13 protein-coding genes are annotated in these 24007 nt (G+C 48.7%); 8 read left to right on the top strand and 5 right to left on the bottom strand.

All coding sequences use genetic code 11. The features are described 5' to 3' along the window. Positions 1 to 10 precede the first annotated feature (10 nt). From COW15_RS13600 to COW15_RS13575, 6 genes are all read left to right on the top strand, one after another. On the top strand, positions 11 to 11623 hold the full coding sequence (locus tag COW15_RS13600) for an Ig-like domain-containing protein (RefSeq protein WP_293633061.1): 11613 nt from the start codon (positions 11 to 13) through the stop codon (positions 11621 to 11623). Between the two features lie 277 nt (positions 11624 to 11900). Continuing rightward, entirely contained in the window at positions 11901 to 12488 is a 588-nt protein-coding gene (gene nudE, locus COW15_RS13595; RefSeq protein WP_293633060.1) for an ADP compounds hydrolase NudE, read from the top strand. 80 nt (positions 12489 to 12568) lie between these two features. Continuing rightward, entirely contained in the window at positions 12569 to 13381 is an 813-nt protein-coding gene (gene cysQ, locus COW15_RS13590; protein WP_293633059.1) for a 3'(2'),5'-bisphosphate nucleotidase CysQ, read from the top strand. 7 nt (positions 13382 to 13388) lie between these two features. Continuing rightward, a complete protein-coding gene (locus tag COW15_RS13585) occupies positions 13389 to 13832 on the top strand; it encodes an N-acetyltransferase (RefSeq protein WP_293633058.1) in 444 nt (147 codons plus the stop codon). 314 nt (positions 13833 to 14146) lie between these two features. Continuing rightward, entirely contained in the window at positions 14147 to 14758 is a 612-nt protein-coding gene (locus tag COW15_RS13580) for a TetR/AcrR family transcriptional regulator (protein ID WP_293633057.1), read from the top strand. Continuing rightward, positions 14749 to 16611, top strand: coding sequence for an MFS transporter (locus COW15_RS13575; protein ID WP_293633056.1), 1863 nt, complete (start codon positions 14749 to 14751; stop codon positions 16609 to 16611). The genes COW15_RS13580 and COW15_RS13575 overlap by 10 nt, the downstream gene beginning before the upstream one ends. A 65-nt stretch (positions 16612 to 16676) precedes the next feature. Here the strand turns inward: COW15_RS13575 and mnmH are convergent, their stop codons facing one another. From mnmH to COW15_RS13560, 3 genes are all read right to left on the bottom strand, one after another. Then, positions 16677 to 17786, bottom strand: a complete 1110-nt coding sequence (gene mnmH, locus COW15_RS13570; protein WP_293633055.1) for a tRNA 2-selenouridine(34) synthase MnmH — start codon at positions 17784 to 17786, stop codon at positions 16677 to 16679. After that, a complete protein-coding gene (gene selD, locus COW15_RS13565; RefSeq protein ID WP_293633054.1) occupies positions 17786 to 18844 on the bottom strand; it encodes a selenide, water dikinase SelD in 1059 nt (352 codons plus the stop codon). The genes mnmH and selD overlap by 1 nt, the downstream gene beginning before the upstream one ends. Before the next feature lie 96 nt (positions 18845 to 18940). Further along, positions 18941 to 20047 (bottom strand): fatty acid desaturase, encoded by a 1107-nt coding sequence (locus COW15_RS13560; RefSeq protein WP_293633053.1) that lies wholly within the window; start codon positions 20045 to 20047, stop codon positions 18941 to 18943. Between the two features lie 144 nt (positions 20048 to 20191). On the opposite strand from COW15_RS13560, the gene fabR reads away from it, so the two are divergent. Next, the gene (gene fabR, locus COW15_RS13555; protein ID WP_011070594.1) at positions 20192 to 20806 is read left to right on the top strand and encodes an HTH-type transcriptional repressor FabR; all 615 of its coding nucleotides are present in this window, start codon (positions 20192 to 20194) and stop codon (positions 20804 to 20806) included. 80 nt (positions 20807 to 20886) lie between these two features. Here the strand turns inward: fabR and trmA are convergent, their stop codons facing one another. Then, a complete protein-coding gene (gene trmA, locus COW15_RS13550) occupies positions 20887 to 21984 on the bottom strand; it encodes a tRNA (uridine(54)-C5)-methyltransferase TrmA (RefSeq protein ID WP_293633052.1) in 1098 nt (365 codons plus the stop codon). Between the two features lie 181 nt (positions 21985 to 22165). Between trmA and murI the strand changes: the two genes are divergently transcribed. Beyond that, positions 22166 to 22972 (top strand): glutamate racemase, encoded by an 807-nt coding sequence (gene murI / locus COW15_RS13545; protein ID WP_293633051.1) that lies wholly within the window; start codon positions 22166 to 22168, stop codon positions 22970 to 22972. 13 nt (positions 22973 to 22985) lie between these two features. Here murI and COW15_RS13540 read toward each other — a convergent pair whose 3' ends face one another. After that, entirely contained in the window at positions 22986 to 23450 is a 465-nt protein-coding gene (locus tag COW15_RS13540; RefSeq protein ID WP_293633050.1) for an RNA-binding protein, read from the bottom strand. Positions 23451 to 24007 lie beyond the last annotated feature (557 nt).

The following is a 24007-nucleotide window of genomic DNA, read 5'->3' as shown; positions in this document are numbered from 1 at the left end:
ATCACTTATCATGAGACACGCACTGCTTAGTGGGCTTTCCTCGCTGTTACTACCATTCGGACTCTATGGTGCTGGTGCAATCGCGGCGCCGAGTTATCAACGCTCCTATTTGAGTGCATCGATAAGTGCATCGACCGATCTATTATTGCGTTCAGACAACTCTCTACCACAGGATCTAATTGATTTATCTGGCGATCAATTGGATATCCAGAGTGCACATCCGGTACGTGAGCTGGTGATTGTTGATGGCGCAGTGACTGAGGCTGATAAATCGGTATTGCGTCGCGCCCTTAAACCTGGTGTGCAATTGGTTGAGTTAGATTCTTCTACCGCTGGATTACCGCAGTTAATTAATGTACTTGATGGCCACAAAAATCTCGCTGCTATTCATGTGGTCTCCCATGCGGAAGCGGGTGTGATACTGCTGGGTAATTCGCGTATTACACCGGAAACAATCCAGCAAGAAGTTCACGCGTTTGCCTTGCTAAAAGGCGCGGTGCGTGAGGGGGGCGATTTATTATTTTACGGTTGCGATCTGGCTGCGAATGAAGCCGGTGAAGAGTTGCTGGATATCATTAGCAATAAAACTGGTTTGGATATTGCCGCCTCCAATAATTTAACCGGCAATGCCGAATTACAGGGCGACTGGGAATTAGAAGTTACCCGCGGAAATATTGAATCCACTTTGGCGTTTTCTGAAAAAGCGTTAAGGGATTTTTCGGGTGTGTTGGCTCCAGTTGCAAATGGTACTTATAATTTTGCAGGTTGGACTGGGATTGCACAGCTCAGCACCACTCATTTCAACTTGTCGGCCAAAAGTGGTGATGGCGCCACTCAAAACCTAGGTAATGACATTGGTAGTTTTGCTTACATGCTAGGTGGTGCGGGTACCACTAATCATTATTTTTATTTGCGCGCAGATGGTGTCAATACCACCGCATTTGAGCTAACTGGATTAACAGGGGGCGAGGCAACTGATCCTGCCTATACTTCTCAATTTACTAATCTGCGTATTGTGGGTTACTTGCATAGCGGCGGAACGGTTACCTCTTTGACTGTTGACGGAAGCGGAGGTAAAGAGACCTTCACCTTTGGAGCTGGGCAGTTAGGATCTTTTTCTGGCGTTAAACTAAAAGGGTTCAAATTATTTTTTGATTGTGCAAGTGCTTGTAATAACCTTGCTTCAGATTACCCTGGGTACTTTGAGTTTTATGGCTTCACAATCGTGAATGCAATAGATACTCCAGCGGCTGACAGCGACGCCACCCTCACTGCCGCAGGTGGTGTCAGTGAACCCGTTGGGCTGGCAACCACGATTGATACGGTCGGCGAAGCAGTGGATATATTTGACTTCACCATCACCGACGGTGGAACCTCTGACAGTCTTGCGACCACGGTCTCGCAAATTGTGGTCAACGTCATCGGCACCAGTACCGATGCCGAGCGCGGAAAAATTACCTGGCGCCTGAACGGGCCGGACGTTAGCAATGTGACTGGTACCTACAGTGCGGGTGCCGATACTATTACCTTCTCAGGTCTGAGTATGTCCGTTGCTAACGGCGGCAATGAAACCTACACGGTAAATGCCTACTACAACGACAATACGACGCTCACAGAAGATCACACTATTATTTTGAGTGTAGATGGCGATACCAATCTCACGGTCGGAGGTGCTGGTACGCAGATGGGCGCAACCACACCAGTCACCAATGGCAGCGGTACCACCATTGACGTTGTAGCCAGCCAGCTAGTTTTCACTACCCAGCCTGCGGGTTCTGTTTCCGGCGCGGCATTGACTACCCAACCTATTATTGCGGCGCGTGACGCCTTCGGTAATACCGATGTGGACTTCACTGAAACTATTACTTTGACCGAGGCCAGCGCGGGTACCTTAACTAACGCTACCCAAGCGGCGACAGCGGGTGTGGCAACATTTACCAACCTGACATATACCGCCACCGCCGACCAGCAAGCATTCACCTTGACCGCGAATGATCAGGATGGCGTGGGCTCGAATTTACCAACAGTAGATGCCAGCTCTGTAACCTCGGATGTAGTAGCGACCCAACTAGTATTCGATACTCAACCTGCACCTACTAGCGTCATTAGCGGTCAGAACACCGCTTTCTCTACTGTGCCAATCGTGTCGGCACGCGATGCAAACAGCATTGTGGACACGGGTTATGCTACTGGCATTACCTTGGCTGAAATGAATGGCGCGGGCAGTGCGACTATGGCTGGTACAGGTGATACCGACGGGAATGGCGCCACTGTGTCTATTACTCCCAGTAGCGGCGTAGCTACTTTTACCGGTTTGCAAATGACCTATACGGCCTCTGGCGGCAGTGATGAAACCTTTAATTTGCGTGCCTCTTCCGGTGGACTGACCACTGCCGACAGCAGTCAACTGACATCGACTACCACTCCCACCGTCAGCAGCGTAGGTGTTCCAGCTGATGACACTTATATAGCCGGGCAAAACCTTGATTTTACCGTCAACACCAGCCAGAACATCACAGTGGATACCGGCGGTGGTACTCCACGCATAGCGCTGACGCTTGGTGCTGCCACTGTGTATGCCAGTTACTCATCCGGTTCAGGCAGCAGCGCTTTAACCTTCCGCTATACCGTTCAGACGGGTGATTTGGATACCAATGGCATTGCTGCCGCTGCTGGCATTGAACTCAATGGCGGTACGTTAAAAGATGGGTCAAATAACGATCTGACCTTAACCTTAAATTCTGTGGGTAGCCTGACCGCGGTACTGGTCGATGCCGTGGTGCCGAATGCGCCTACTGGCCTTAATTTAACGGCGGGCTCAGATTCGGGTAGTAGCGCCACCGATGATTATACCAGCGATACTACCCCCACTCTTACCGGGTCGGCGGAAGCCAACAGCACAGTCAGGATCTATGACACAGACGGCACCACAGTGCTGGTGACCACTACTGCAAATGGCATTGGCAACTGGCTGACGACCTCCTCAGCGCTGGCTGACGGGGCCCATAGTTTGACGGCAAAAGCCACAGATGCGGCAGGCAATGAGTCAGTAGCATCTACTGCGCTGGTGGTAACTATTGATACCACAGCTCCCACAGTCACCGATGCCAATATCAGCATTGCCGGCGGCACAGGTACTGCGGGTGCTTATATCGCTGGTGATACAGTCACGGCCAGCTGGAATAACACCGCCATTGGCGATAACAACAGCGATACCATGAGTGCCGTGACCGTCGACTTTAGCCAATTTGGTGGCGGTGCGGCCGTGGCTGCCACCAATAGCAGCGGTACTTGGACCGCCACTTATACCTTGGTTGCCGGTGCCATTAATTCCTCTAATCGTAATGTGTCGGTCACCGTAACGGATAATGCCGGCAATACCAGAACCCAGGCCGACAGCAGCAATGCCGTTGTGGATAATGTGCTACCAGCGGTGGGCAGTGTCGGCGTTCCGGCCAATGCGACTTATATTGTAGGGCAAAACCTCGATTTTACCGTCAATACCACAGAAGCGATTACTGTAAGTACTGCTGGTGGTACGCCGCGGATTGCGTTGACGATAGGCTCTGCCACTGTGTATGCCAGTTATCTTTCCGGCTCCGGCAGCAACGCACTGACTTTCCGCTACACAGTGCAGAGTGGTGATCTCGATACCGATGGAATAGCAGTCGCGGGGTTGATAGAAACCAATGGTGGCATCTTAAAGGATAGTCTGGGTAATACTCTGAACTCAGCCTTAAATTCGGTCGGTAATACCACGGCCGTATTAGTGGATGCGATAGCGCCAACTGTGAGTAGTGTTACTGTCCCCGCAAATGATACTTATGTGGTTGGGGAAACCTTGAGTTTTACGGTGAGCAGCACTGAAAATGTGACTGTGAATACGGGCGGGGGGACGCCGCGTATCGCCGTAACTATTGGCGGAACTACCCGTTATGCCGCATATATCAGTGGCTCTGGAACCACTAATCTAGTCTTTAGCTACACAGTACAGGTTGGTGATAACGATACCGACGGTATTGCCTTGGCATCTAGCATTGATGCCAACGGAGGAACCTTACTTGACGGTGCGGGTAATGATTTAGTGCTCACGTTGCACTCGGTTGGTTCAACTATCGCAATTCTCGTAGATACTGCCGCACCGACAGTGCAGAGCTTGAATCCTGTCGATGGCGATGTTGGGGTGGCAGTTGGTGCTAATTTTGTACTGACTATGAATGAAGATATTCAACTCGGTACCGGCAATATAGTGATCTACGACGCCGATGATCTGGCCGTAGCGACCATTGATGTGACTGCACATGCGGGACAGTTAAGTACTGCTGGTGGCATGCTGACTATTAACCCAACCGCGAATCTAGTTGAAAACACCAGTTATTATATTCAAATCGCCAATGGGGCTATTACCGATTTGGCGGATAACATTTACGCCGGCATTAGTAATAAAACCGATTGGAACTTCACCGTTGCCGATGTAACTCCATCAATTGTTACTGGCGTGGTGGTATCGGGCTCACCCGCGGCGAATGCGGCTAGTCTAGTGTTTACTGTGAGTTTTGATGAGGTAGTGAACAATCTCTCTGCCGATGATTTTGTGCTCACGGCAACAGGCTCGGCAAGTGGCAGTATTGCCAGCGTTTCTGCGGCATCCGGCACTAGTGTCGATGTGACTGTGAATACTGTGAGTGGCACGGGTAGTCTGAGACTCGATGTCAAAGCGAACTCCAATATCCAAGATGCATCCGGTAATGGTAATGGCACTAATGGCTATACTGCTGCGTATACCGGTGGCGCAAGTCATGCCGTCGATCGTGATCCACCTTTAGCCCCTTCGGGACTCGATCTTGCCGCAGGTTCTGATTCGGGGATCAGCAGCACAGACAATGTAACCAAGGATACCACTCCGACATTCACTGGCAGCGCAGAGGCGAATAGCACAGTGACGCTAACGAGCAGCATCGATGGCGCATTGGGCACTACAACTGCAGATGGTGCTGGAAATTGGTCGTTTACCACGCCGTTATTGACCAGTAATTCAGCGCATAATATTACGGCCACTGCGACCGATGCCGCTGGTAATACTGGCGCGGCATCGACGGCACTTGTGCTTACGCTCGATACTCAAACTCCCACTATAACCAGTTCGGCCCCCGCTGGTGGTGCCTCTGCTGCGGATGTCAGTGTGATATTCAACCTCGCCTTTAGTGAATCTGTGAATAGTCTGACGACGGATGATTTTGCCTTGGTGAGCACAGGCACAGCATCTGGCTCTATTTCGAGTGTTTCAGTCAGTTCAGGAGCGGGTGTTGCTGTGACAGTTAATGGTATATCGGGTACGGGCAGTCTGAAGGTAGACCATACAGCTAGTGATATTGTCGATGATGCGGGTAATGCACTCGGAGTCTATAGTGCGGGTACTCCGCACTCGGTCGATACGGATGCGCCGACTATTGCCAGCGTCAGTTTTGATCAGGCATCGGTCACCCAGGCAAATCAAGGCATGATTAGCTTGACCTTAGCGAGTGCTGAGGTGGGAACCAGTGCAAATTACACTATTACTGGTAGTTCAGGCACGCCTGTCACTGGCACTATTGCCGTCGTGAGTGCGTCACAGCAGATCACCAATATAAATGTGAGTGGCTTAGGGGATGGCACTCTGACCTTAAGTCTGACCCTGACCGATACGGCGGGTAATGTTTCCAGTCCCGCGGTGACCGATACTATTTCGAAGGATGCTGCCATCCCGGCAGTGAGTGTGGTTAATGTTAACGATGGTCATTATGGCGTCGGCAGTGCTATCGATATCACGCTTACACTGACCGAGGATGTGGTGGTTTCTGGCACACTTTCTACGCTGTCGCTCGATATCGATGGTATGGCACGTCAAGCGATATTCGTATCTGCGGTGAGTGGTGTACTGACCTATAGATATACGGTCCAAGCGGGCGATAACACGGGGGCGAGTGGTTTAATTGTCGATGCTAATGGCATAGTGCTTAATGGTGACACCATGCGAGATGCGGGCAGCAACGATGCCGACTTAAGCTATAGCCAGTGGGACAGTGTCAATGTGATTGTCGATACGACTGCCCCCGTCGATCCTATTGTTACTACGCCTGCTGGCACCATAAGTACCAATCAGGCAACGACATTGGTCAGTGGAACGCACGCTGAAGATGGGGTGACAATCAGCCTCTATGCCGATGTGGATAATGACGGTGTTGCCGATAATGCGACTGTGTTGGATGACACTATTGTGGTCGCGGGCGCTTGGACCCTGAGTGCCTCATTATCGACGGACAGCGACAATAATTTTGTTGTGGTTGCCCGCGATGCTGCGAGCAATGTTTCTGCGCCCCAGAATGTCCCTACTATTACTCAAGACTCAATGGCGCCAGCTGCTCCATCTACGCCAGATCTGGATGCAGCAAGCGATTCGGGGACGAGTTCCGCGGATGACATCACCAAGAATACGACACTCGTGTTGACGGGGACCGCAGAGGCTGGTGCCAGTGTCGTCCTTAGCAGCCAACTTGATGGTGAGCTTGGCACTGTCAATGCGGATGGCAGTGGTGATTGGAGCGTCAGTGCGACCAACGTGAGTGCGGGCACCCATAGCATCACGGCGGCTGCTACTGATATTGCAGGAAATAGCAGTGTCGCATCGAGCGCCCTATCTGTGACTATTGATACGAGCGCGCCCACTTCCTCAGTAATTGATAATCAACACATTCAACCTGGCGAGAGTTCATCTACGCTCGCGTTTACTATTGCCGATGATGTAACCGCTGTGACGGATATTCTTGTGACGCCAGCGAGTTCGGATACCACAGTGGTTCCACTGGCGGATATTGTATTAGCAGGAAGCAATGCCGACAGAAGTGTGACTGTGACTGCGCTTGGCTCGGGTACCAGTACCATCACCCTGACGCTCGAAGATGGTGCGGGTAATACTAGTACTCAAACCTTCGAGGTTGTGGTGAATAGTGCTCCGACTATTTTGGGAACACCCGCGACGAATGTGGCTCAAGGTGCACCTTATAGCTTTGTGCCAACAGGTGCAGATGCGGATGGTAACAGCCTGCTCTTTGGCATTACGAATCGACCTGCATGGGCGAGCTTTAATACGGCAACAGGGGAATTAAGCGGTACGCCAACGAATGCGGATGTCGGTGTGACGACGGCAATAGTGATCAGTGTGAGTGATGGAGTGCTCAGTGCGAGCCTGTCCGCTTTCAATCTCACCGTGACTAACGTCAACGATGCACCGACGATTAGTTCAACGGCCATCACAGCTGCCACTCAAGATGCGGCGTACAGCTACAGCTTTGCGGCGAGTGATACCGATGTGGGCGATGTACTGACATTGAGCGCGGTGACTAAACCCAGCTGGTTAAGTTTTAATGCCGCTAGCGGAGTCTTAAGCGGCACCCCCAGCAATAGCGATGTGGGCAGCCATGCGGTCACTCTGCGCGTTAGCGATACGGATGGCTTAACCGCCGAGCAAAGCTTCAGCATCACAGTGACCAACGTCAACGATGCGCCGACCATTAGTTCAACGGCCATCACTACTGCCACTCAAGATGTGGCATACAGCTACAGCTTTGTGGCGAGTGACTCCGATACTGGCGACAGCTTAACGCTGAGCGCGGTGACCAAACCTAGCTGGCTAAGCTTTAATGCTGCTACTGGCGTGTTAAGCGGCACGCCAGGCAATGCCGATGTGGGTGCACACCCTGTGTTACTGCGAGTGACGGACGCTGACGGCTTAACGGCCGAGCAAAGCTTTAGCATTACTGTCACCAACGTCAACGATGCGCCGACCATCAGTTCAACGGCCATCACAGCTGCCACTCAAGATGCGGCGTACAGCTACAGCTTTGCGGCGAGCGACAGCGATGTAAGCGATGTACTGACGTTGAGCGCGGTGACTAAACCCAACTGGCTAAGTTTTAATGCCGCTAGCGGAGTATTAAGCGGCATGCCAAGTAATGCGGATGTAGGCGCGCATCCCGTGATACTGCGGGTGACGGACACGGATGGCTTAACCGCTGAGCAAAGCTTCAGCATTCAAGTGACTAACGTTAACGATGCACCGACGATTAGTTCAACGGCGATTACTACAGCAACTCAAGATACGGCCTATAGCTACACCTTCGTGGCGAGTGATACCGATGTGGGCGATGTACTGACGTTGAGCGCGGTGACTAAACCCAGTTGGTTAAGTTTTAATGCCACTAGCGGAGTCTTAAGCGGTACGCCAAGCAATAGCGATGTGGGTAGCCATGCGGTCACTCTGCGCGTTGGTGACACGGACGGCTTAACGGCCGAGCAAAGCTTCAGTATTCAAGTGACTAACATCAACGATGCGCCTATTGCGATAGGTTCGACAGTGACGTTAGAGGAGGACAGTTCACTAATGATCACTTTAGCCGCAGAAGATGCCGATAGTGATCCGTTAACCTATGAAGTGGTCGCCCAGCCTGAGTCTGGTACTTTAGAGCAGCACGGCTCCGTTTGGTTGTATATCCCTGAGAAGGATTTCAACGGCACGGATCTGATTAGCTTTATCGCCAAGGATGTGGAGCTGAGTTCAGAGCCCGGAACTGTGACTATCACAGTCACGCCAGTGAATGATGAGCCACAAGCCGTTGATGACAGTTATACCTTAATCAGCACCGCTAACGACACGTATTCATTGGCAGTATTAGCCAACGATGTGGATGTGGATGGTGATCCGCTGACGATCGATGGCGCAGCAGCGGATATTGGTAACGTCCAAATTGGCGATGGGGGATTGATATTTACGGCACCTGAAGCCTATGTCGGCCCCGTTGCACTGCGTTATACCATCAGCGATGGTAATAAGGGCAGGGCAACCGCCAAGGTGATTGTTCTGATAGAAGGCGCCGAGTCCGATAATCAACCTGTTATCACCTTGCCTGATGATGTCGAAGTGAATGCAACTGGGTTATTTACCCGAGTGAAGCTTGGCTTTGCTAAAGCGGTCGATCGAAATGGGCATCCGTTACCCGTTTCTTTAGTGAACAAGAGTTTGTTCTTCGCGCCAGGTAGTTATTTAGCGTACTGGCAAGCAGTGGACCGTGACGGCAATAAAGCAATTAAGGCGCAGAAAGTGAAGGTCAATCCCTTAATCTCGCTGAGTAAGGATCAGGTTGTCGGTGAAGGTAACGAGGTGATAGTCAGTGTGCATCTTAATGGTGAGGCGCCCATTTATCCGCTATCCATCCCTTATACCGTATCGGGCTCGGCAGGGAATGCTGACCACGATTTGGTCGATGGTGTGGTAGAGATTATCTCAGGACAAATGACACAGATCCGCTTTAGCACTATTGAAGATGGTGTGGTTGAAGGGGATGAGGATGTGCTGATCAATCTCGACACTGGCCTAAATCTGGGCAGTAAGAAGCAAACTCAGGTGTTGATCACTGAGGCGAATATTGCCCCTAAAGTGAGTTTAGCGGTCACTCAGGCGGGAGCGCACCAGTTTATCGTGGCGCAAAATGGGGGTGAGGTACATATTCATGCACAAGTGACGGATGCGAACATGCAAGATAGCTTAACCCTATCCTGGAACAGTGGTTCGTTGAGCTTGCAATCCGACGATGCGGGCATGTTCTTCTCACCTGTTGCTGTGCAACCGGGCATTTATCCAGTGAGCCTGACGGCCACCGATGATGGCCTACCGGCACGTTCAACGACTGAAAAAGTGTATATTGTCGTGCGCCCAAGTTTACCTGTGTTAACTGGCGACGATACCGACGATGACTTAATCCCAGACGATCAGGAAGGTTTCACCGATACGGATAGTGACGGTATTCCAGATTATTTGGATGCTAATGGCGATTGTAGTGTTATGCCCGAGGGGGAACTCGAACCAGTGTACTTCTTGGCGGAGGGACAAGCGGGCGTCTGTTTACGTCTAGGCCATATTGCCCTAAGACAAGGACAGAGTGGCGTGCAGTTACCGTCCAATGCCGTGGCTGAGGATACCCTGGCTGCCAATGTGGGGGGGATTTTCGACTTCATTGCGACTGGGTTGCCGCAACAAGGTCAAAGTTATAGCTTAGTGTTGCCACAACGCGCGCCGATCCCCGCAAATGCGGTTTACCGTAAGTTCAACACACCAAATGGTTGGCAGGACTTTGTAATCGACGAACGTAACAATGTTGCTAGTACTGAGGGCGAACGTGGTTTCTGTCCACCACCTGGGGACAGTCGTTGGGCACCGGGATTAACTGAGGGGCACTGGTGCGTACAGTTAACCATTGAGGATGGCGGCCCTAACGATGATGATGGGGTGGCAAACCGCACTATTGTCGACCCAAGTGGGGTGTCGGTGATGCTCAATGGCAACCATTTACCCGTGGCGAATCCGGATGCGGCTTCTATTCCATGGAACCAAAGTCTAGATGTCAGCGTGCTTGCTAATGATACGGATAGCGATGGTGATAGCTTAACTGTCACTCAAGTGATCAGTGAATTCGGCACAGTCGTTATCTTAGCTAATCAGCAGTTAAGTTATATGCCAGCAACCGATTTCATCGGTACCGATGTGTTGGTGTATAGCATTACCGATGGCAAAGGGGGCACTGCCAGCAGTGAGTTGACTGTGACTGTGAACGGTAATGCGGCGCCAATTGCCGTAAACGACAATGCTGCAACCGATGACAGAACGAGTCTGTTACTCGATGTGTTGAGTAATGACACCGATGCTGACGGCAATGGGTTAACTCTGGTGGGCGCCAGCGCACAGCAAGGGACAGTGTCTATCGAGTCAAACAAACTGCGTTACATCCCTAAAACTGGATTTGATGGAGTGGATACAGTGACTTATCAAGTGAGTGATGGTTTGGGCGGAGAAGCTAGCGGGCAAGCTCTTATCACAGTAAAGGCGTATCAAGAGGTGGTCATAGATAATAAATCGGGGGGAGGCAGTATGGCTCTATGGGCATTAGCTTTGATCCTTGTTGGTGGTTTTATGCGCCATAGGGAATGGCAGAAATTAGCGCTGGGGGCCTTGTTGCTACTGAGTTCTATCCAGCAGGCCAATGCCTCCGACTGGTATGTGGAGGGATTTATCGGACAGGCCCAGGCCGATAGCGGCATGCAGGATCTGCAGCCACAGGTGGGCGCGGGAGTCGTTACCTCGATAGATAACAGCGATACGGCCTTTGGTGTGAGTGTCGGGTATCAATGGACGCCCACAGTGGCAGTGGAATTAGCTTATGCCGACTTTGGTGAAGCGAGTGCAAGGATTGAAGGAGCGAGCTTAACACCGGAGCAGTACCACGAGTTGGTGAAGACAGTGACTCCGGTACTTGCAGACGGTGTGATGTTAGGGCTGCGTTTTACCCTGTTACAGCATGAATACTGGCGATTTGAAGTACCAGTCGGTTTGTTCCATTGGCAAGCGGATATCAGCAGTACTATGGGAAATACCAGCCTAAAGACGGATTTGGATGGTACAGATTGGTATGCTGGCGTGCGTTTTAGTTATCAACTCACCGATGCTTGGTCGGTGGGGCTTGGCTATCAGTACGTGGATATAGAGCCGAATGATTTCCTAAGTTCTCAATTTAATTTACGTTATCAGTTCTAAACGGCATCGCAAAATAAAAGGGCTTTGCCAGTTTTTTGATCTTGGTGTGTGATCAATAAACTGGTCTTTGCCCTTTTTAGCTATCAAAAATCCCCGATTTTTTTAGAAAAAAGATAAGGCCATTCACTTAGGCCTGGCTTGGTTTGTGAGTTCTATCGCAAAAAATACCGCTTATCTTTTAGAGCACACAATAAATTCAGGTTGTAGATTAAAGGCAGGATAGTAAGATTGTCACTTATCCTATTTAGTTTATCGCTATTTTTATCCAGAGGCAGTTATGTCGCAGCGGCAGAAAAAGCCGGAAATCTTGCATACCGAAGTTGTCGCTAGGAGTCGATTATTCCAAATCGAGCAGGTACATCTTAAGTTTTCTAATGGTGTTGAACGTCAGTACGAACGTATGAAAGGCGGCAGTCGTGGCGCCGTGATGATAGTACCTATTCATCAAGGTAAAATGTTACTGGCGAGAGAATATGCTGCAGGAACAGATAATTATGAACTAGGCTTTCCTAAAGGGCTCATAGATCCTGGGGAACTTGCCATTGATGCTGCTAACCGTGAGTTGCAGGAGGAAATTGGCTTTGGTGCCAATAAGCTTACCCTGCTTAAAGAACTTAGCCTCGCCCCTGGTTATTTTTCCAGTAAGATGCAGATTTTCCTTGCAGAAGATCTCTATGAAAGCCGCCTCGAGGGGGATGAGCCAGAGCCTATCGAAGTGGTGCCCTGGGAATTAGCCAATTGGGAAGCTTTGCTCGATAATGCCGATTTTTCCGAATCCCGTAGTGTCAGCGCGTTGTTTTTAGCGCAAAAGTATTTATACCCAAACAACCTGGAACTCGTATCTTCAGGTAGCTTGGGTATATAACTTAAATAATCTTTTTCCTTTTAAGCGTTCAAAGTCAGAACGCTTGCAAAACATTCGCGAAGTTTGCGATTGGAGTTGTTATGAAGCCAGAAGAGTTAATCGACGAGGTGATTGCGATTGCAACGGATGCGGGGTGCGCTATCCGTGACATTTATCTCAAAGGTAATTTTGAGCGAGAAATGAAGCCTGATAATACCCCGGTTACCTCAGCGGATTTAGCGGCGAACAAGCTGATTTGTGAACGCTTAGCCACCTTGACACCCGATATTCCTATCTTGTCCGAAGAGGCTGCCGATATTCCCCTTAGTGTGCGTGAAACGTGGAAGCGCTACTGGCTTGTCGATCCACTCGATGGCACGGGTGAGTTTATTGCTGGCAGCGGTGATTTCTCGGTGATTATTGCGCTGGTGGAGCATAACCGCCCTGTGATGGGCGTGGTCTATGTGCCAATGACGCAGGTATGTTATTACGCAATTGCGGGATTAGGTGCCTATAAACGCACGGATAAACAGGAAGTGCGTATTTGTAGCCGCCAAATTGAGCACCGTGAAAAGGTCTCCCTAAGATTGGCTGTGAGTCGCCGTCAGGATCCGCAATCGGTATTAACGCTCTTTAATCACCCTAAACATTGTGAGCTGGTGGTGATGGGCGGTGCGGCCTTGAAGAGCTGCCTCGTCGCCGAAGGGCGAGCCGATTGCTATGTGCGTGTTGGACCAACGGGGGAGTGGGATACGGGAGCGGCGCAAATTATTGTCGAGGAGGCGGGTGGCCAGCTAATGGACACTGAGCTGCAGCCCTTGACTTACAACGAGCGAGACACTCTAGAAAATCCTAATTTTATCGTTGTGGGTGCCCCGAATTTGGAGTGGGATAAGATCTTAATTGGTGAATAATTTTTAAATGCAGTCGATACGTCCGGTATTAAAGTCAGAGTTATTGACGGTTTATCAACTCGAGCAGGCCATTTTTGGTGAACATAGCTATCCCGATTTTTTCTTCCGTCAGGGATTTGATTGTTGGCCAGAGCAATTTTTAGTTGCTGTGGATAAAGATAACTGTGTGCGAGGGTATTTGCTCTGCGCCCAGAGTGGCGATCCTGAATGTATGTGGATCTTATCCGTCGCAGTGAGTGAACAGACCCGTGGCCAGGGAGTGGGTAAGCGTTTGATACAACAATGTTTGGCCCAACTGCCAGGCCATGTGCGACAGGTGCTGCTAACGGTTGACCCAACTAATCCTGCCCACGGTTTATATCGGCACTTAGGTTTTGTCGATTCCGCATTTGAAGCGGATTATTTTGGTGCCGGAGCCGATAGAGTGGTGATGACTTATTGTAAGCCTTAAATTTCGCTCTCATCTTTGAACTAAAATTAGCCTCAAATAAAAACACCTTTGAATTAAGAATGATTTTTAAATCAAAATAATGGACGGCGTGCTGACAGAGCACACCGTTTTTTTATGTTATTTTGTGCGGTGTAATCCCGCATCACCGTTCGCTTTGCTGGGTGAATCGATTTCGAGCGTCTATCTTTATTTATCATCTTCAATGATATTCTTCACTATTTACCCGCAGTTGTACATAAAACAAACTTATTTTGAACATTGTTTTTTATTTTGACTGCTGTTAGTCTCTTGCTATCCAACAGGGAGTGATATTGATGGCGAGACGTAAAGAACACAGCCATGATGAAATTCGCGCTATGGCAATACAGGCTGCAACCGAGTTGCTGACCGAGCAGGGTGTTGTCGGGCTAAGTTTGCGTAAAGTGGCTAGCCAAATTGGCTATGTGCCCAGCACCTTAATTAACATCTTTGGTAGTTATAACTACTTGCTTTTGGCGGTTTCAGAGGTGACGCTGCGTGCCTTACACGGTCGGCTAGCAGCGGTTAATGCTGCCAGTGGTGTCGGTAAAATCATTGCAATGGCGTCGGAGTATAGTCTGTTTGCCCACGAGCAGCGCCAATGCTTTAAGCTAGTGTTTGAGTTGCAATTGCTCGATTCTGAGCCGTTGCCAGAATCCCAAGGACAATGGATTGCGAGATTGTTTTCGCTAATTGAACATGAAGTGGCACAGTTATTCCCCGAGATGACACCGGAGCGCCATTTGAGCATGAGCCGCGTGCTGTGGGGTGGGATCCATGGGCTGACAATGTTATCGCTGGATAATAAACTCTTCGCCCAAACGCTATCTCTGCGGGATTTACTCGAAAGCCATGTGCAGGCTTATTTACAGGGAATGGGTTATCAGAGGGATCTATCATGCTATTAACAAAACGCTTTTTGCCTTATTTTGCGACTCAGTGTCTCGGCGCGCTGAATGACAATATCTATAAGAATGTGTTGTTGCTGCTAGTGACCTTTAGCCAAGTCAAAGACTTACCTATCAGTGTCGATATGTTTGTCAATCTAGCCGCTGGGGTTTTTATTCTGCCGTTTTTCCTGTTTTCGGCCCATGCGGGTGTGGTCGCCGACAATATGGACAAGGCCAAACTTATCCGTCGTTTAAAATTGCTTGAAGTCATTATCATGTTTAGTGCTGCCCTCGCTATTGTTAGCGAAAATTATATGATGATGTTATTACTGCTGTTTTTAACGGGGAGTCAGTCTGCCTACTTTGGCCCTGTCAAATATTCCCTATTACCTCAAGCCTTAAAAGAAGATGAGTTAGTGACAGGCAATGCTTGGGTTGAAATGGGCACTTTTCTCTCGATTTTAGTGGGTACACTGAGTGCAGGCATTCTTGTTTCTGGGACCAATGCAACCCTATGGTCGGCTATTACCGTTGCCGTACTGGCATTAGCTGGGTATTTATCTAGCCGAGCCATACCCGCATTACCGCCGCAGGGAGCTATAGAGAAAATACGCTTTCGGCCCTTATCGGGCACCTGGCGCAGCATCAAAAAAGCCCGTCAGACCCCTTCAATTTGGATGGCGATTCTGGCGATCAGTTGGTTTTGGTTTTTAGGTGCAACCTATCTAACGCAGTTCCCCAACTTTGCTAAGCTGCACTTGCACTCAGGTGCGACTGTGGTGTCCTTACTGCTGGGGTTGTTCTCTATCGGCATTGCCGTGGGCTCTTTCGTTTGTGAGCGCTTCTCCTTTGGCCATGTGGAATTAGGCCTACTGCCCTTTGGGGTACTGGGATTAACATTCTTTGGGGTGGACTTACTTTGGGCTATTCCACTGGCACCCGCCGATACTAGTTTGGTTTACGGGGTAACAAGTTTTATTGCCGAGTCGCAGCATTATCGGGTCATGCTGGACTTTTTTATGATAGGTGTCAGCGGTGGTCTATTTATCGTGCCCTTGTATGCCTTCATTCAATCCCGTGCCACCAAGGGCGAATGCGCTCAGGCCATTGCCGCCAATAATATTATGAATTCTCTATTTATGGTGGCTTCGGCACTATTGTCTATGTTGCTGCTTGGGATGATGGGGTGGAGCATTCCACAGCTATTTTTACTGCTCGCGCTGATGAACTTTGTCGTCGCCCTGTATGTTTATTCGCAAGTGCCAGAATTTACCCAGCGATTTATCAGTTATTTACTTAGCCATGTTATGTATCGAGTGACCGTCACTGGACGGGAGAAGATCCCGAAGGAAGGCGCTGGCATCATTGTCTGTAACCATGTGAGCTATGTGGATGCCTTGATTATTATGGGAGCATCGACTCGGCCTATTCGTTTTGTCATGGATAAATCGATTAGCGAGATCCCTCTGCTGAAATATTTATTCCGCCACGCAGGGGTGATCCCTATCTGCTCCCCTAAACAAAGCGAAACCACCTATAACCAAGCGTTTGAGACCATCCACGAAGCGCTGATGAATGGCGAATTAGTGTGTATTTTTCCTGAAGGGCGCTTAACCCCCGACGGTAAATTAGGTGAATTCCGTCCCGGTATCGATAAAATCTTGGCCCGCGATCCCGTCCCTGTGGTGCCTATGGCACTGCACGGGTTGTGGGGATCTTACTTTAGCCACAAGGATGGACATGCACTAACCACTATGCCAAAGCGTTTTTGGTCAAAGGTGAGTGTGTGTTTAACAGATGCTATTGATGGCAAAGACGTGAATAAAGACAGCTTAAGAGCCCAAGTGGCGGGCTTACTCGATAGGGGGTAAGTGATTAATGCTGTAGAGAATGATAACCGCAATAAAGTTTGCGGTTATCTTTTTACGCTGATTTTTTATTGAGACAACCGATAGTTATCCAACCATTCATGCATGGCCTGATGTGAGCCCTTAAAGAGGATCCGTTCGGATTTCTTTTGTAACTGGTATTCGTACATTGGGTCGTAATATTTGTGCAGCAGCACTGCTATCCATGCTAAATGCAGAGAAGTGTCATTTTGATGGAGTTGCTGGGTTAATGCCTGTTGCATCATATCCTGTAGTTCCTGATGCTGTTTGCCACCTAAGCGTTTACGAATGCTCACTAAACTCTGTAACAGATACTGGCTAAAGGCGGTGAATCCCGCTTCTGTGCCTAAGCGCTCACAGAATCCCCTATGCATTTTGTGCACATACTCATTGAGTAACCGTTGCAGTCTGATGTCGTCCGCCTCCTCTAATACCAGAACGTCGGCAGTTTGCATGGCGGTATAAAAGGTCTGCGGCAGCGCCGAACGGCCGATCAGGAAGCTCTCATCTTCGAGTAGCAAACATGCGGCATCACTGGCTTGATGGTGAAGCAATGCGATAGCGAGTTGATTTTCAAAGTTGATTTGCGTTGGCTGTGGGTCAATATTCTTGCCAAAACTGGATCCCCTATGGTTGGCGATACCCTCTAGGTCTACCGCTTCTTTGCGCTGTAGGAGAAAATCGGTTTTACCGCAACCTGTCATTCCACTCAAGCTCAGTAAAGGTTGCAGGCTGGGGGCCGTTTCAATCACACCAATTAAATATTGGCGCATGGCTTTATAACCACCTTGAATATAAGGGACTGCTATCCCCGCTTCTTTTAGCCATTGCTGAGTGAGTTGCGAGCGCAGGCCACCACGGAAACAATAAAGATAGGCGTTGGGGTTGGCCTTAACATAGCTCGCCCAAGCATCGATTCTTTGTTGCTTAATGGGGCCATTCACTAGGGAATGACCTAACTCAATCGCTGCTTGCTGACCAGATTGTTTATAGCAAGTACCGACACTTTCCCTTTCACTATCAAGCATCAAGGGTAAATTGGTTGCGTTGGAAAAAGCGCCGCGGCTAAATTCGATAGGCGCCCTCACATCCATCAGCGGATGTTGATTTAGGAATATTTCACGGTATTGTGACGTGGGCACTATGATAGATTGCATTAACACAGAACCACGCCAACATTGGATCTGGGTTCCTCAAGGCTGCCGATACAGATGGGGAGAATGTGATTCGCTTCCAGTAGGGCCACAAGTTCAGCCTCGGCGTCCCTAGACACGGCCACTAATAATCCTCCACTGGTTTGGGGGTCGCACAAAATGGCTTTCTGATTATCGGTAAGTGCGGGTAAGTGTTCGCCATAACTGTCGTAGTTACGATGGGTGCCACCAGGAATACAACCTAAGGCTAAGTAATCTAAAGCCCGTGGCAATAGTGGCACCGCATCGAATGTGAGTTTTGCCGCAAGCTTAGCGCCTTGGCACATTTCGAGTAAATGCCCCGCCAGGCCAAACCCTGTGACATCGGTTAGTGCGTTAACCCCCTGAATTTTTGAAATAGCGGCACCGATAGTATTAAGCTGGCACATGGCATTGACTGCAATAAGGCTATCTTCATCTTTGAGTTTTTTCTGTTTTTGTGCCGTGGTTAAAATACCGATACCAATCGGCTTAGTCAGATACAGACGATCGCCAGCCTTAGCGGTATCATTCTGTTTTAAATCACTTAAGACTATTTGCCCCGTCACGGCTAAACCAAAAATAGGTTCGGGTGCATCTATGCTGTGACCACCGGCTAGCATGATCCCCGCCTCCATACAGGCTTGGCGGCCACCATCGACGACTTGCTGGGCAATTTCTGCCGGGAGTTTATTAATCGGCCAGCCCAGAATTGCAATGGCCATCATAGGGGTGCCGCCCATAGCATAGATATCGCTGATGGCATTAGTTGCGGCTATTCGGCCAAAGGTGAAGGGATCATCCACTATGGGCATAAAGAAATCTGTTGTGCTGATAATACCAGTGTCGTCATTGAGTTTGTAAACGGCGGCATCGTCACGGCTTTGATTGCCAACCAATAAGTTAGGATCGGTAAAAACGGGAAGCTGTGAGGCAAGAATGGTCGTCAACACTTTTGGAGAGATTTTGCAGCCGCAACCAGCGCCATGGCTGTATTCTGTGAGTTTAATGTTTTCTAAGAGTGTTAGCGAAGGAGCAGACATGAGCTCAACATCCTGTAAAAATTGATTGAGGCATCATCATAGTCAGATACGGCCACCATGCAAGGTGGCCGTAAGACTTTCACGCAGAATTGTGGTTTAGCTATAACTCGCCGTTAAGCTTCTCCAGTTCTTTTGTTGGATTAAGAAGCGGGATTTTAACTCCTCAACCTGTTGCATTAATTGCTGATCGGCCAGTTGCTTACGCTTTGCTTCTAATAGGTTTTTCTTCGCCTGATAATACTCGAGTAAGTGCTCTTTCATCAGCTCATATTCAATTTGAATTTTTTCAATAATTTCATCGGCATTAGGTAAATGAACTACTTTGTTTTTGGTACGGAGTAATTGCATCTGTAGGCGAGCACTCTCGATACGTTCCTGTGGACTCGTACGCAAGTCCTTGGCTAATCCCAGCCATGCCAGGGCCCTGATCAACCATTTGGTTGGATCGTAGTGCCACCATTTAATACCGTTACGGTAGTCGTTTTCAAAGATGTGATGGAAATTATGGTAGCCCTCACCGTAGGTCAGCATGGCAAGGAAACCATTATCACGGGCGGTATTTTTATCCGTGTAGGGTTGGCTACCCCATACATGCGCTAAAGAATTGATGAAGAAAGTGCAGTGATGCACCACCACTAAGCGCAGTAAACCTGCCATCAATAACATAGACAGCACATCGCCATTGAGCCAACCGAGCAGTGCAGGCAGTCCGATGTTCATCAGTAACACGAGTGCGAGGTAATGTTTATGCTGCCACATGACGATACGATCATTCTGTAAATCGCGCACGTTCTGGTAATCGTGGTAACGCTGCGCCTGGTACTCACGCAACATCCAACCAATATGGCTGTACCAAAAACCCATCTTAGCCGAGTAGGGATCTTTGTCATTATCGTCGACATGCTTATGGTGCACTCGGTGATCAGATGCCCAATGTAATGCGCTATTTTGTAATGCTAAAGCACCACCGAGTGCATAAAGAAAGCGTATTGCGGGGTGGGCTTTGTAGGCTTTGTGTGACCAGAGTCTGTGGTAACCCGCGGTGATGGATAAACCACTGGCAAAGGCTAACACAATAAAGGCTATCCACTCACTGGCACCATAGCCGTGAACGATACCGCGCCATGGAACTAAGATCACTGCACTGAGAAAAGTGATGGCAAACAAACTGACATTCAGCCAGATGATAGGGGGTTTTTTCATTATAGGTTTCCAATATCCGCATTTGAGCGTACAACTGTAAGCTAATTTAGCCTAGCAATATTGTTTGGTCAAGGTCGATGGGGCTGTGTTTCATGCTTAAAAGCGGTATTATCGCGCTATTACATCCAGTTAGCGGATTTGAGAATGGGTATTCGTGCACAGCAAAAAGAGAAAACTCGTCGAGCCTTAGTCGATGCGGCCTTTAATCAGTTAAGTGCTGAGCGCAGTTTCTCGAGTCTGAGTTTGCGGGAAGTGGCAAGGGAGGCCAATATCGCCCCGACATCCTTCTATCGCCACTTTAAGGATATGAACGAACTCGGTCTGACTATGGTGGATGAGGGCGGGCTCACCCTAAGACAAATGATGCGTAAGGGCCGTCAGCGAGCCGAAGCGGGGGGGAGCGTTATCCGTATTTCCGTCGATACTTTTATGGAAGTGCTTGATTCTAACCCCAATGTATTTCGTATTCTGCTGCACGAGCGTTCCGGCACCTCGGCGGCTTTCCGTGCGGCAGTGGCCCGTGAGATTGAGCATTTTATCTCTGAACTGGCGCATTACACTGAGGCTACCGCAGGGCGCACACCCATGTTAGCGAGGGCGCAGGCCGAGGCATTAGTGACCTTAGTATTCAATGCTGGCGCATCGGCACTGGATATGAAGCGTGCCGATCGAAAAGTGCTTGCCGATCAACTGGTCATGCAATTGCGCATGGTCGCTAAGGGGGCAGAAGCATTGCAGCATAAGGTTGAGCATCGTTAGTTTGGATTCGATTTAGCTGAAAAACATAAGGAGCCATGGGCTCCTTATGTTTTTATGTGAGTATGTGAGGAAAGTTATGTCTAACGACGTTCAAGCAATACACCAGTTTCCATGTGATCTGTGTAGGGGAACTGATCAAATAGAGCAAAGCGCGTGACCTTATGAGTTGTGTACAGTTGTTCCAGATTGTCCTTTAAGGTCTCGGGATTACAGGAAATATATAAAATCCGCTCGTAACCTTGTACTAAGGCTAAGGTATCTGGATCGATCCCCGCCCGTGGCGGATCGACAAAAATGGTATTGCACACATAACTATCGAGATCGATTCCCTCTAGGCGTCTAAAGCTACGTTTTTTGGCCATGGCATCACTAAAATCCTCGGCCGACATGCGGATAATCTGTAGGTTTTTAATGCCATTGGCTTCAATGTTGTATTGCGCCGCATCCACGGAGGGTTTGGCAAGTTCAGTGGCGAGCACGCGATTAAAGTTTTGCGCCAATGCAATGGAAAAGTTACCGTTACCACAATAAAGCTCTAACAGATCGCCGTGGCTGTCCTGAGTAACATCAATGGCCCATTCCAACATTTTTACCGCCACTTTCGCATTAGGCTGGGTAAAGCTATTTTCAATTTGCTTATAGAGGAAAGTGCTGCCATTCACTTCTAAAGATTCAACAACGAAGTCTCGGTCTAAGTCGATTTTCTGTTTACGGGCTCGGCCGATAATATTGACCTTAAACTGCTGGCTTAGCGTTGCTTTTAATACACTGACTTCGGCGTGCCATTGAGCATCAAGTTGTCTGTGGTAGAGCAGGGACACTAAAATTTCGCCGCTTAGGGTCGACAAAAAATCGACTTGGAACAATTTGTGGCGCAGGCTGTGATTGGGTTTTAACTGTGCAATCAATGCCGACATCATTTGATTGATAAGCGCACTTGCTGGCAGATATTGATCGCAACGGACCTTTTCGTTCAGCACTTTATCAAACATGTAATAGTATAAATCATCACCTTCATGCCATACGCGAAACTCGGCGCGCATACGATAGTGAGCTGGCTCAGAGGCGAAAACTTCAACACTCGGTGTTTCAAATTGGGCAAAGGCTTGTTCTAGCTTGATACGCTTAGCTGCTAACTGTGTATCATAGGTCTGAGGGTCCATTGCTGCTAAATTCATTGTCGATTCACCGTGGCTGTAAATTGGGGCGCAAATATTATACTAGGTGGCACGAATGTCCAGTATCTTGCTTTTGCGATTTGGGCAAAGCTGTGGGAAAATCCGCGCGCTGAGTTGTTCTCATCGTTAAATCTATCCATTCTTTTAGTAGCCTATGTACAGCGCCAAATTGGAGACTAACTTGTCGCGACCTATATTAGTATTTGATTCTGGGATTGGTGGCTTATCAGTGCTGGCAGAAATCCGCAAATTACTCCCACAGAGCCACTACTGCTATCTGTTCGATAATGCCAGATTGCCCTATGGAGAACTTGATGAACAAGTCTTGGTTTCTGGGTGTGTCAGTTTAATCGCCGAGTTAGTCGCTCGCATAGATGCGGCAATTGTGGTGGTTGCCTGCAACACGGCGAGCACAGTCGTATTGCCTGCCCTACGGGCAAAGCTCAACATTCCAGTTGTTGGCGTTGTCCCGGCCATTAAACCCGCAGCGCTCATTTCAAAAAGTAAACGAATTGGGTTATTAGCCACCCCTGGCACAGTCAAACGCCATTACACCCATGAACTAATCAGCCAGTTTGCTGACGATTGCCATGTTGAGCTTTTTGGTTGCTCAGAGTTAGTCTGGATGGCAGAACAAAAAGTGGCCACGGGTGCCTTGGATATGCGCAGGCTCACAGACTTATTAGCACCTGTGGTTGCAGCCAATATAGATGTACTCGTTTTGGGATGCACACATTTCCCTATGATCCGCAGTGAGCTGCAGCAAGTGCTTGGAGCCGATGTGACTCTCCTCGATTCAGGGGAGGCGATTGCAAACAGAGTGGTGTCGCTTTTAGCCCAAGCGAATCGCCACAACGGGAATCAAAATGCAGCAGAAAAGTTAGCGATGCGGGCCTATTATACAAAAGCAGAAATTAGCGAGGGGCTAGCAACAACATTAGTTGATTGTGGTTTTTCAACTATCGAGCGAATCACCACAAGCAACTAAGTAGAAGGAGAAATTACTCGTCGGTGCCAGTGCGTTCAGCGCCTTCGGAGTCTTGGGTTTTAGCTTCTCTTACCTTTAATGTTCTTTCTTGGAAGTTATAATCGTTAAGTTTAACCATGGCTTTTTGGGCGCCCGATTCTGACATCTCAACAAACCCAAAACCTTTACGACGTCCCGTTTTACGGTCGCGTACCAAACGTACAGAATTGACTGGACCAAACTCCCCAAATAGTACTTTGACTTCGCCTTCATGAACTCGATATGGCAAGTTGCCTACATAGAGTGTCATCGTCGGCCCAACATACTGCTCATCAGCACTCTGTGCAGATGACGTCTCAGGTGCAAATTTAAAAACAAGAGTAGTAAAGATAACGCCAGCAACAAAAGCGATATAAGCAGGTAATGTCGGTGCGAACTGAGATAGCGCTACGGCGCCAAGGATGGCGATAATCAAGACAATAAGAAATGACTTTTGCATATGAATGCTCTCTGGTGAAATAGAAAATGATAAATAACTGTTAACAGCAAGTCATATGGTAATGAATTATTTACTTTTACACTAGAGTACTGCCGAAAAATTGAACGTGAATTATCAATTATTGGATAAATATTCATTTTATAATCTTAAAAATAGGCATAAACAGACAAAAATTGAACATGATGCCTAAAATGTCGACGTACAGTTTACGAATCAATAAAAAGCCCTTGCACAAAATCCGCAGCTCCCTATAATGCGCATCCACTGACACGGCAGACAGCGAAACGCAAGTTAAGCAAAGAAAGCCAAGTAGTTCATCGGTTAGCGAGCTAAACGATGGGTGTTAAGAAAGTTGAAAAAACTACTTGACGCAAAAACGGGAATGCGTAGAATACGCAGCCCTGGCCCGCTGAAAACACTGAGTGTGTAAGCGAATGGTCAACGCTCTTTAACAATATATCAAGCAAATTTGTGTGGACACTCACAGGTGTTGAGTTAATCGAAATTACTTTGCTTTTTAGCGAGTAATCAAAGAATTAAATCAACCAATTCTTTCA

The organism is Shewanella sp. CG12_big_fil_rev_8_21_14_0_65_47_15, assembly GCF_002783505.1.
Lineage (GTDB): Bacteria > Pseudomonadota > Gammaproteobacteria > Enterobacterales > Shewanellaceae > Shewanella.
This window is presented reverse-complemented; position numbering and strand designations above follow the sequence as displayed.

Excerpts from the sequence above, each read along its gene's own strand:
- COW15_RS13600 (WP_293633061.1), top strand. The coding sequence starts at position 11 with ATGAGACACGCACTGCTTAGTGGGCTTTCCTCGCTGTTACTACCATTC.
- nudE (WP_293633060.1), top strand. The coding sequence starts at position 11,901 with ATGTCGCAGCGGCAGAAAAAGCCGGAAATCTTGCATACCGAAGTTGTC.
- cysQ (WP_293633059.1), top strand. The coding sequence starts at position 12,569 with ATGAAGCCAGAAGAGTTAATCGACGAGGTGATTGCGATTGCAACGGAT.
- COW15_RS13585 (WP_293633058.1), top strand. The coding sequence starts at position 13,389 with ATGCAGTCGATACGTCCGGTATTAAAGTCAGAGTTATTGACGGTTTAT.
- COW15_RS13580 (WP_293633057.1), top strand. The coding sequence starts at position 14,147 with ATGGCGAGACGTAAAGAACACAGCCATGATGAAATTCGCGCTATGGCA.
- COW15_RS13575 (WP_293633056.1), top strand. The coding sequence starts at position 14,749 with ATGCTATTAACAAAACGCTTTTTGCCTTATTTTGCGACTCAGTGTCTC.
- mnmH (WP_293633055.1), bottom strand. The coding sequence starts at position 17,786 with ATGCAATCTATCATAGTGCCCACGTCACAATACCGTGAAATATTCCTA.
- selD (WP_293633054.1), bottom strand. The coding sequence starts at position 18,844 with ATGTCTGCTCCTTCGCTAACACTCTTAGAAAACATTAAACTCACAGAA.
- COW15_RS13560 (WP_293633053.1), bottom strand. The coding sequence starts at position 20,047 with ATGAAAAAACCCCCTATCATCTGGCTGAATGTCAGTTTGTTTGCCATC.
- fabR (WP_011070594.1), top strand. The coding sequence starts at position 20,192 with ATGGGTATTCGTGCACAGCAAAAAGAGAAAACTCGTCGAGCCTTAGTC.
- trmA (WP_293633052.1), bottom strand. The coding sequence starts at position 21,984 with ATGAATTTAGCAGCAATGGACCCTCAGACCTATGATACACAGTTAGCA.
- COW15_RS13540 (WP_293633050.1), bottom strand. The coding sequence starts at position 23,450 with ATGCAAAAGTCATTTCTTATTGTCTTGATTATCGCCATCCTTGGCGCC.